9 protein-coding genes are annotated in these 10434 nt (G+C 38.8%); all 9 read left to right on the forward strand.

Going from position 1 to position 10434, the window contains the following annotated elements:
• Nucleotides 1-272: 272 nt before the first annotated feature.
• The 9 genes from D8M06_RS13770 to D8M06_RS13810 all read left to right on the forward strand — a co-directional run bounded on the left by D8M06_RS13770 (nt 273) and on the right by D8M06_RS13810 (nt 10004).
• Nucleotides 273-635: a response regulator gene (locus D8M06_RS13770; protein WP_121204984.1), complete on the forward strand. Its 363-nt coding sequence runs from the start codon at nt 273-275 to the stop codon at nt 633-635.
• 165 nt (nt 636-800) lie between these two features.
• Nucleotides 801-1655 carry a class II fructose-1,6-bisphosphate aldolase gene (gene fba, locus D8M06_RS13775; protein ID WP_121204985.1) on the forward strand — a complete coding sequence of 285 codons (855 nt, stop codon included), beginning with the start codon at nt 801-803 and terminating at the stop codon, nt 1653-1655.
• Between the two features lie 214 nt (nt 1656-1869).
• A complete protein-coding gene (gene fsa, locus D8M06_RS13780) occupies nt 1870-2514 on the forward strand; it encodes a fructose-6-phosphate aldolase (RefSeq protein WP_121204986.1) in 645 nt (214 codons plus the stop codon).
• Between the two features lie 193 nt (nt 2515-2707).
• Nucleotides 2708-3994, forward strand: coding sequence for a UDP-N-acetylglucosamine 1-carboxyvinyltransferase (locus D8M06_RS13785; RefSeq protein WP_121204987.1), 1287 nt, complete (start codon nt 2708-2710; stop codon nt 3992-3994).
• Nucleotides 3995-4150: 156 nt separating this feature from the next.
• On the forward strand, nt 4151-5116 hold the full coding sequence (gene glpX, locus D8M06_RS13790) for a class II fructose-bisphosphatase (RefSeq protein WP_121204988.1): 966 nt from the start codon (nt 4151-4153) through the stop codon (nt 5114-5116).
• Between the two features lie 545 nt (nt 5117-5661).
• Nucleotides 5662-6942 (forward strand): transcription termination factor Rho, encoded by a 1281-nt coding sequence (rho, locus tag D8M06_RS13795; protein WP_121204989.1) that lies wholly within the window; start codon nt 5662-5664, stop codon nt 6940-6942.
• 744 nt (nt 6943-7686) lie between these two features.
• Entirely contained in the window at nt 7687-7932 is a 246-nt protein-coding gene (locus tag D8M06_RS13800; RefSeq protein WP_121204990.1) for a type B 50S ribosomal protein L31, read from the forward strand.
• A 385-nt stretch (nt 7933-8317) separates the two neighbouring features.
• The gene (locus tag D8M06_RS13805; RefSeq protein WP_121204991.1) at nt 8318-8938 is read left to right on the forward strand and encodes a thymidine kinase; all 621 of its coding nucleotides are present in this window, start codon (nt 8318-8320) and stop codon (nt 8936-8938) included.
• A 73-nt stretch (nt 8939-9011) separates the two neighbouring features.
• The gene (locus tag D8M06_RS13810; RefSeq protein ID WP_121204992.1) at nt 9012-10004 is read left to right on the forward strand and encodes a nuclease-related domain-containing protein; all 993 of its coding nucleotides are present in this window, start codon (nt 9012-9014) and stop codon (nt 10002-10004) included.
• Nucleotides 10005-10434 lie beyond the last annotated feature (430 nt).

The following is a 10434-nucleotide window of genomic DNA, read 5'->3' on the forward strand; positions in this document are numbered from 1 at the left end:
GTTCGGGGTTTTTTTAAAAGATTAAAAATAAATTACCTACCACAAGTGTTTCAGTTTGAACTCTCGTTTGTATCTATGGGGAAGTCCTTGTATTCGCTTGGGGCCACTACTTTTTCAAAAAAATCCCCGATTTTTTCAACCACCATTCTAAAACTAGAAAAATTTTCCAGAGATAATTATCGGAATTAGCAGGAAAATGTCGGAAGTGTATCGAATCTTACTATCTTAAGGGGAAAAATTAATAGGGGAAAGAAAAAGGGGAGGTAAGTGAATTGGTAAAAAGACAAATATTAATCGTTGATGACCAAGTAGGAATTCGGTTATTATTAACGGATGTTCTCGAGAATGAAGGTTATCAGGTAGAAGAAGCAACCACAGGAAAACAAGCGCTGGAGAAACTACATAAAGCAAATTTTGATTTAATTATATTAGATTATAAAATACCAGTTATGGACGGGGCACAAGTATTACGTGAAATGGAAGAAGAAAATGTAGAAGTTCCAGCTATTTTAATGAGTGGTTTGGCTGAAAACCTAGGGGCAGAGGTAAGTAAGTTCAAACTCGTTAAAAAGATGATTGCAAAGCCATTTAATATAAATGAGTTTGTGGAGGAAGTTAGAGCAATTATTGATTAATGTTCACAAATATCCTCTATAAGCAAAACGTTGTAATTTACATTATATATGGAATATTTGGGCTGTTTTTTAATGCTTGCACACCAAGGGTCTAGTTGGTATTCTTATAATGTGTAAAAAATAATACTTAAACAAGTGAATTTATTCACTAGAGGAGGATATTCAATGCCATTAGTATCAATGAAAGAAATGCTTGAAAAAGGGAAAGACAATGGTTATGCGGTAGGGCAATTCAATATCAATAACCTAGAATATATTCAAGCAATTCTACAAGCAGCAGAAGCTGAAAAATCCCCAGTTATCTTAGGTGTATCTGAAGGTGCTGGAAAATATATGGGTGGATTTAACGTAGTTGTGGCAATGGTTAAAGCTACAATGGAATCTTATGGTACAACCGTTCCAGTTGCAATCCATTTAGACCACGGTTCAAGCTTTGAAAAGTGTGCACAAGCTATTCATGCAGGATTTACTTCTGTAATGATTGATGCTTCTCACGATCCAATCGAAGAAAACATTGCAACTACTAGTAAAGTTACTGAATTAGCTCATATTCACGGAGTTTCTGTTGAAGCTGAAGTAGGAACTGTTGGTGGAGAAGAAGATGGCGTTATCGGTGGTATTATGTATGCTGATACAGAAGAATGTAAACGTCTTGTTACAGAAACTGGCGTGGACTGCTTAGCTCCTGCATTAGGTTCTGTTCATGGTGAGTACCAAGGAGAGCCTAACTTAGGATTCAAAGAAATGGAAGAAATTCTTAACGCAGTTCAAGTTCCATTAGTATTACATGGTGGTACTGGCATTCCGACGAAAGATATCCAAAAAGCTATTTCATTAGGGACAGCTAAAATTAACGTAAATACAGAAAACCAACTTGCGCAAACAAAAGCCGTGCGTAAGACTCTAGAAGAAAAACCAAACTTATACGATCCACGCAAATACTTAGGACCAGGAACAGAAGCAATTAAAGAAACGGTTATTGGTAAAATGCGTGAGTTTGGATCATCAGGAAAAGCGTAAATAACATAGTTGGATGAGAGACTATAGACCTCATCTGAAAAAATTGTATTCCAATAGCGACGAATGGACAAATGTTTTCTCTTGCCCATCCGTCGCTAAAATTATATATTAAAGGCACAAAGGAAAATGTACGTCTAGAAAAAAACTACATAGATTCAGGCAGCAAGGGCGAGAGGATTATTGTTCTATATTAATGAATTGGGGGAGAAGAAATATGAAATTTTTCATTGACACAGCGAACATTGATGAAATCCGCTCAGCTAATGAGTTGGGAATTTTGGCAGGGGTTACAACGAATCCAAGTCTAGTCGCAAAAGAGGGTGTGTCTTTTCATGACAGACTGAAAGAAATTACTTCTGAAGTAACGAGTGGTTCTGTAAGTGCGGAAGTAATCGCGGAAGATGCAGAGGGTATGATTGCAGAAGGAAAAGAATTAGCTGCTATTGCACCGAATATTACGGTGAAAGTACCAATGACTTTAGAAGGGTTAAAGGCTGTAAAAGCGTTTAGCGACTTAAATATTAAAACAAATGTTACATTGATTTTTAATGCTAACCAAGCTTTATTAGCAGCTCGTGCGGGTGCAACGTATGTATCACCATTCCTAGGAAGATTAGATGATATTGGGCATGACGGCATGACGTTAATCAATACCATTTATGAGATTTTCGAGAAACATAGCATAGGAACAGAAATCATTGCTGCGTCTATTCGTCATCCATTACATGTTATTGATGCTGCATTAAATGGTGCCCATATTGCCACCATTCCGTACAAAGTTTTAGCACAACTTGTCAAGCATCCATTGACTGATCAAGGGATTGAAAAGTTCCTAGCAGATTGGAACCAACAAAAATAGAGAAACATGAATGAAATAAAAAAATATCGTTAATGATAGGAATAGGGCGGAAAACATTTCGCGTGGAAACCGTTCAAAAGGTTGAAGGGAACCCTTCTCTTTAGACCTTTGAACATTCCTAACAATACAACTTGAAATGGCGTGTGTCCAATAGCAAATCATATTGGACAACCTCTAAAAGTGAGGGTTTGGAATGCAAAAAATGTTAATTGAAGGTGGCCATGTATTAAATGGCCAGGTACGAATTAGTGGAGCAAAGAATAGTGCGGTGGCACTTCTTCCAGCATCCATTCTAGCTAATTCACCGGTTACCATCGAAGGATTACCGGAAATCTCTGATGTCGGTACATTAAGTGACTTATTAGAAGAAATTGGTGGTACGGTAAATTGGGAAGGCCAAACCATTACGGTTAATCCAGAGAATATGGTTGCGATGCCATTACCAAATGGAAAGGTGAAGAAGCTTCGCGCATCCTACTATTTTATGGGTGCCATGTTGGGGAAATTTAAAAAAGCGGTAATTGGTCTACCAGGAGGCTGTTTCTTAGGGCCGCGTCCAATTGATCAGCATATTAAAGGATTTGAAGCTCTTGGTGCCGAGGTAACGAATGAGCAAGGTGCTATCTACTTGCGTGCCGATGAACTACGAGGAGCAAGGATTTATTTGGACGTTGTCAGTGTTGGTGCAACGATTAATATCATGCTTGCAGCTGTTAAAGCAAAAGGAAAAACAGTCATTGAAAATGCAGCGAAAGAACCCGAAATTATTGATGTTGCTACCTTGCTAACAAACATGGGAGCCAAAATCAAAGGGGTTGGGACAGATGTTATTCGTATTGAGGGAGTTCCTGAACTGCATGGTTGCAGACATACGATTATTCCTGACCGAATTGAAGCTGGTACATACGCGATTGCCGCAGCAGCGCAAGGAAAAGAAGTCATTATCGATAACGTTATAACGAATCATATTGAAGCATTACTTGCCAAGCTCAGAGAAATGGGAGTAAGGTTAGAAGAAAGTGATGAGAAACTGCTAATCGCACCACAAGGACCGCTGAAAAGCGTGGATATCAAAACCTTGGTATATCCTGGTTTCCCTACTGATTTGCAGCAACCTTTTACATCGCTGTTAACGAAGGCAGGAACAACAGGAGTAGTGACGGATACCATTTACTCTGCTCGCCTGAAACACATCGATGAATTGAGAAGAATGAATGCATCCATTAAAGTAGAAGGCGGTTCGGTCATTGTATCAGGGCCAGTTCAAATGAATGGAGCCAAAGTAAAAGCTACCGATCTCCGAGCCGGTGCAGCTCTAATTGTTGCAGGATTAATGGCTAATGGTATCACAGAAATAACGGGTGTAGACCATATAGACCGAGGATATGAAAACATAACAGATAAATTAAGAAGCCTCGGTGCCAATATCTGGCGCGAAGAAATGACAGAAAAAGAAATCATTCAATTTCAAAACTCATAAAATGTAAGAAAAAAAGCACTAAATCAAACTTTTTAAGCATTTTTAAAGGATTTTTTGAAGTTGATATCGAAATTCCTTAAGTAGACACCATAGAATTGGCTTATGATTGTATCCTTTTGGGATGAGGATACTTTTACAAAAAGGGAGAGGGCCAATATGGAAAGAAGTTTATCAATGGAATTAGTTCGTGTTACAGAAGCAGCTGCCTTAGCATCCGCGAGATGGATGGGAAGAGGCGTGAAAGACGAAGCAGATGATGCAGCAACAACAGCAATGCGCACCGTGTTTGATACGATTCCTATGCAAGGAACAGTTGTTATTGGTGAAGGAGAAATGGATGAAGCACCAATGCTTTATATAGGTGAAAAACTTGGATCCGGAGAAGGACCAGGAGTTGATGTGGCAGTGGATCCACTGGAAGGTACGGAAATCGTTGCCCAAGGTACATGGAATGCTCTTGCTGTTATTGCGATTGCAGACAAAGGTACACTTCTCCATGCTCCGGATATGTACATGGATAAAATTGCGGTAGGGCCGGAAGCGGTTGGAAAGATTGACATTAATGCCCCCGTTATTGATAATTTAAGAGCTGTTGCCAAAGCGAAAAATAAAGAGGTAGAAGATTTGGTTGTCACAGTTCTTGACCGGGAAAGACATGCCCAATTAATTCAGGATATTCGCGATGCAGGGGCAAGAATTAAGCTCATACCAAATGGTGATGTTGCCGCAGCAATTAACACCGCTTTTGAAGATACAGGTGTTGATATTCTTTTAGGAAGTGGTGGTGCACCTGAAGGAGTTATCGCTGCAGCTGCTTTGAAATGTTTAGGTGGAGAAATGCAAGGCAAACTTGTTCCGTCAAATGATGAAGAAGTTCTTCGTTGCAAGAAAATGGGAATCACCGATTTGGATCAGGTATTCTATATGAATGATTTTTGTAGCGGAGATGACGCAATTTTTGCTGCTACAGGAGTTACAGATGGCGAACTTCTAAAAGGTGTTCAATTTAAAGGCTCCAAAGCAACGACGCAAACCGTTGTCATGCGAGCAAAAAGTGGTACCGTTCGATTTATTGATGGTGCACATAGCCTGCAGAAAAAACCAAACTTAGTGATTAAATAGACAGTTTTCTGAAATGATAGAAAGGGAAGCCCTAGAATAGCCACGGCTTCCCTTCTAAAGATACGGAAACTATGAATCTAGAGATTGCCTCTAACTAACAATCAAAACCTCAAATAAAAATAAATAGACTTTCTTGAATATAGTATTGAATAATGTGCAAGTAAAAGGTAATATAGTAAATGTTTAATATGATTCTAACTTGGCAACTATAAAATTATCCGATTTGACCGCTGTTAAATGGTTTATAGGAAACGATAGAAACCGTTTCCAAAGGTGATCATACTTCTGTTAGTGCTTCTGTATAATCTACATTTCTTCAAAAAGGAACTACCTTCCATAAAGAAGTGGAATATCAATCATTTTTTAAACGGAATAATATTTTATATTTTTAATTCAGAAAATCAGATGGGTAGCCTGTTCGTGGCGATGACTCAATTTTTCAAAATACTAAAATATCTTGAATGACTCGTTTCAACATAGGGGAATTCCCAACGTTTGAGGGAGCTATCAAGATGAAAAATGAATAGGCGTGGTGATTAAAGAAAATGTCTAGCTTAACAATCTCTCAATTAGAGACATTAACATTAAAAGAACTATATGCATTAGCGAAGGAATACAGAGTATCCTATTATGCAAAATTAACCAAGAAAGAACTCATATTTTCTATCTTAAAGGCGCAAGCAGAAAAAGATGGTTACTTATTTATGGATGGTATTCTAGAGATTATTCCCTCAGAAGGATTCGGATTCCTAAGACCGATTAATTACTCTCCAAGTGCTGAAGATATTTATATCTCTGCATCACAAATTCGTCGCTTTGATTTAAGAAATGGAGATAAAGTTTCAGGTAAAGTAAGACCTCCTAAAGAAAATGAACGGTATTATGGTCTATTGCATGTGGATGCGGTCAACAGTGAAGACCCAGAAACGGCAAAAGAACGTGTTCACTTTCCAGCGTTAACAGCCTTGTATCCTGATCGGTTTATGCAGTTAGAAACAGAACCGAATAAATTATCCACACGTATCATGGATTTAATGACACCGGTTGGATTTGGTCAGCGTGGGCTTATTGTTGCTCCTCCAAAAGCAGGGAAAACGATGCTCCTAAAAGAAATTGCCAACAGCATTACAAGAAACCACCCTCATGCAAAACTCATTATATTATTAGTGGATGAGCGTCCAGAAGAAGTGACAGATATTGAACGCTCAGTAAGTTCGGATGTCGATGTGGTTAGTTCAACGTTTGATGAAGTTCCTGAAAGTCATATCAAGGTTTCGGAGTTAGTACTGGAACGTGCGATGCGATTAGTTGAACATAAACGCGATGTTATTGTTCTAATGGATAGTATCACTCGTTTGGCTCGTGCTTATAACTTAGTCATTCCACCAAGCGGCCGTACGTTATCAGGTGGTATTGATCCAGCAGCATTCCACCGGCCAAAACGCTTCTTCGGTGCGGCGAGAAACATTGAAGAAGGCGGAAGTTTTACTATCTTAGCAACTGCATTAGTGGATACAGGTTCACGTATGGATGATGTTATTTATGAAGAATTCAAAGGTACAGGGAACATGGAATTACATCTCGACCGTAACCTGGCAGAACGCCGAATCTTCCCTGCGATTGATATTCTCAAATCCGGTACACGAAAAGAAGAACTACTTGTACCAAAAGAAAACCTTGAAACCATGTGGATGATCCGCAAAACCATGCAAGATTCCCATGACTTCCTTGATCGCTTCTTAAGAAAACTAAAATCATCGAAATCAAATGAAGAATTTTATCAATCGATAGAAGATGAGCTGAAGCGAAAAGGGATGAGAAAGTAGATGTAGTTGGGTTTTGTATAGACTGTGGACATAGAATAGTGTTGCCCTCGTTGATATTTGCTCCGGCAGCATTACATCGAATGAAGACAATTGCTTTTTATTTTCGAGGAGTCTCCGTATTCTGCCTTCCCTTTGATAGGTGCACAAGAATTTTTGAGGTTATAACTCATATAATCATGTGAATGACAGTTATCATCAGTGAAAATAGCTTATAAAAATAGAGTAGACAACATAGCGGAGGAAATACACGGAGACTCCTGTGGGAAGAAAAGCCTAGGTGAGACTGCGGAGAGCGATAGCTCGGAGTAGGCTCAGCAGCGCCCACGGAAAGCGTAGTGTATTTCCGTAGCGGGTTTAAGCAAACTACTATGAACTCAGATTATACGCAACTTCTTTTATATCCTTCGTAATTATAAAGCATCAATACTTATAAAAAGAGTCGATAAATATGAAAAGAGCCACTTGCAAACCGCAGTTCAGACTGGTATAATCTCTTTATGTGAGTTTAGATAAGGTTTTATACCTCATACGGCTCTTAAAATGTATGTTCAAAAAGGAGGATAAAAAGGACCAAGAAGTTCGAGGCGGCGCAGCTTTGAGTACTGCAATGTATGCTTTATATACATGAGGAACGGAAAAGCAAGCCAACGAAGAAATTCGACGTGTCATTTTTACCGGACTCTTTGAACTACCTCTTAAAATAACTCTGTTTCCAAGGGATTCAGGGCAGAAGGAGTGGAAATAATGAAAAACGGAATTCATCCTGAGTACAGAAAAGTAGTATTTTTAGATACTAGCTCTGACTTCAAATTCTTGACTGGTTCAACAAAATCATCTAACGAAACAATTGAATGGGAAGATGGCAACACATACCCATTAATTAAAGTTGAAATCAGCTCAGATTCACACCCATTCTACACTGGTAAGCAAAAAGCTGATAAAGTCGGCGGCCGTGTGGATCGATTCAAGAAGAAATATAATATGAAATAAAAAGGGAAACTTGCCATCTGGCAGGCGGAACTTGCTTGATACAACTGGAATAAGATTCCATCTTAAGGACAGGCAAAATGTCGACATTTTGCCTGTTTTTACTTTTTAATTAGTATTTAATTTGCCAAATATTAGTTTTCAAATATAAAGATTTTCGTGGTAAACTATGTAATGTACATAAAGTGAAACGTCATTCTGTGGGTAGTTTTCCTGCAAAATGTTAGCACCATAAAGGTATGTCCTAACAGCCCATAAGAGCTGAATGTGTGATTACGAGGCGCTGCAAACGTTACTAGCTTTGCTCTTAAAGCGGGCATTTATTGCAGTTTCACTTTAATATCTGCAATTTGATGCGGGAAAAACGAAAAGCGAGGGGTTCTCTACTATGTATGTTATGAAACAGAGCGGTTGGCTAGAAGTTATTTGCGGAAGTATGTTTTCCGGTAAATCAGAGGAATTAATACGCCGCGTCCGCCGTGCTACTTATGCAAATATGTCAGTCCTTGTGTTTAAACCTGCTATCGATAATCGCTATAATGATACAGCTGTTGTTTCTCATAATGGAACATCGACTGTTGCAAAGCCAATCAATCGATCAGAGGAAATACTAGAACATGTCAATGAAAATATAGATATTGTGGGAATCGATGAAGCACAATTTTTCGATGAAGATATCGTTGAAATTGCTGAAGAGCTTGCAAATAAAGGGATTCGTGTAATTGCAGCTGGTTTAGATACAGACTTTCGCGGGGAGCCATTCGGGCCAATGCCTAAGTTAATGGCCATCAGTGAATCTGTAACGAAATTGAACGCCATTTGCCCAGTTTGCGGCTCACCTGCCAGCCGTACACAACGCCTTATTAATGGCAAGCCAGCATCATATGATGATCCAATCATCTTAGTCGGTGCATCGGAATCTTATGAGCCAAGATGCCGTCACCATCATCAAGTTCCAAAAAAACCGAAAAAAGAACAGTTACGAGGTTTTATAGAAGTGATTAAGTAAAGTACCTGAAGTGGGTGCTTTATTTTTTTTATAAAAAAGAAGGAAAAAATCATTTTATGTCGAATCCTAAACCTTGAACAGAAAGGAGAGGATTATCACGATTATTAAAGAACGTGACAAAGAAAAGGAAATAATGAGACTCGAGGCACTAAATAGGAGAACACCTGCATCTCATCCAGAAAAGGAGAATGTATCAATTGATCTTAAAAAGAAATATTCAGAAGTAAATGGGGAAAAACAGGTGGATTACTCATTAGGTTTTTTAGATGAACAGAAATATCTCGAATTGCATAACTTGCGATTGGAAGATGACAACGGCTTCTTTCAAATTGATTCGCTACTCATGTCCGCATATTTTAATCTAGACGTTGAAGTGAAAAACTGGCTGGGCACTGTCATATTTGGACAAAATGGTCAGGTGACCCGTCGCACCCAAGATGGCAAGGAAGAAGGATTTGATAATCCAGTTTCCCAAGCAAAAACACAAGTCTACCGCCTTCAAAAATGGCTTCATAATCACGGATTCCCTCAACTACCAACAGAATACCTTGTTGACATTAGCTACCCAAAAACAATCATCACCTCATCTTCACCAAACATAAACATTCCGCACGAAGTAATTCATAATAATGAGCTCTTGTTTAGAATTCAGAAGTTTGAAGAAAAATATAACAAAAAAATGTTACCAACGAAGGAGCTGTTAACAATCGCCAACGCATTGAAGGAAGCTCACGTCCCTCCTGAAATTGATCTGCTGGAGAAGTATCAAATGAGTGTAGGGGATCTAATTAGAGGAGTTTTCTGCACGGAATGTGGAGCTGTGCCGATGGATAGAGATAGAAGGAAATGGTTCTGTCAAAAATGTAAATGTTATTCCAATACTGCGCATATTCCAGCTTTAAATGATTTAAAACTGATTGTAGGTGACTTTATAACCAACCGGCAATTACGATATTTTTTGAAAGTAGACTCAGCAGATGTCATAAAAAGGATAATGAAAAAAGAAGGGTATTCTTTAATTGGGAGTAGAAAGCAGAGTAAATATAGGATAAAACTAAAGATTTAGAAAAGAGGAGCGCCTATAAAAAAAGAGGAGCGCCTATAAAAAGAGAGGAGCGCCTATAAAAAGTGAGTAGCGCCTATAAAAAGGTAGGAGCGCCTATAAAAAGGTAGGAGCGCCTATAAAAAGGTAGGAGCGCCTATAAAAAGGTAGGAGCGCCTATAAAAAGGTAGGAGCGCCTATAAAAAGAGAGGAGCGCCTATAAAAAGGTAGGAGCGCCTATAAAAAGGTAGGAGCGCCTATAAAACGGAAGGAGCGCCTATAAAACGGAAGGAGCGCCTATAAAATTGGTAGGAGCGCCTATAAAACGGAAGGAGCGCCTATAAAAAGAGAGGAACGCCTATAAAAAGAGAGGAGCGCCTATAAAAAGAGAGGAGCGCCTATAAAAAGAGAGGAGCGCCTATAAAAAGAGAGGAGCGCCTATAAAAAGAGAGGA

The sequence above is a fragment of the Oceanobacillus halophilus genome (assembly GCF_003628505.1).
Taxonomy (GTDB): Bacteria; Bacillota; Bacilli; order Bacillales; family Amphibacillaceae; genus Oceanobacillus; species Oceanobacillus halophilus.

Bases quoted from the DNA above. Each gene is read 5' to 3' on its own strand.
- fba (WP_121204985.1), top strand. From the start codon at position 801: ATGCCATTAGTATCAATGAAAGAAATGCTTGAAAAAGGGAAAGACAAT.
- fsa (WP_121204986.1), top strand. From the start codon at position 1,870: ATGAAATTTTTCATTGACACAGCGAACATTGATGAAATCCGCTCAGCT.
- D8M06_RS13785 (WP_121204987.1), top strand. From the start codon at position 2,708: ATGCAAAAAATGTTAATTGAAGGTGGCCATGTATTAAATGGCCAGGTA.
- glpX (WP_121204988.1), top strand. From the start codon at position 4,151: ATGGAAAGAAGTTTATCAATGGAATTAGTTCGTGTTACAGAAGCAGCT.
- rho (WP_121204989.1), top strand. From the start codon at position 5,662: ATGTCTAGCTTAACAATCTCTCAATTAGAGACATTAACATTAAAAGAA.
- D8M06_RS13800 (WP_121204990.1), top strand. From the start codon at position 7,687: ATGAAAAACGGAATTCATCCTGAGTACAGAAAAGTAGTATTTTTAGAT.
- D8M06_RS13805 (WP_121204991.1), top strand. From the start codon at position 8,318: ATGTATGTTATGAAACAGAGCGGTTGGCTAGAAGTTATTTGCGGAAGT.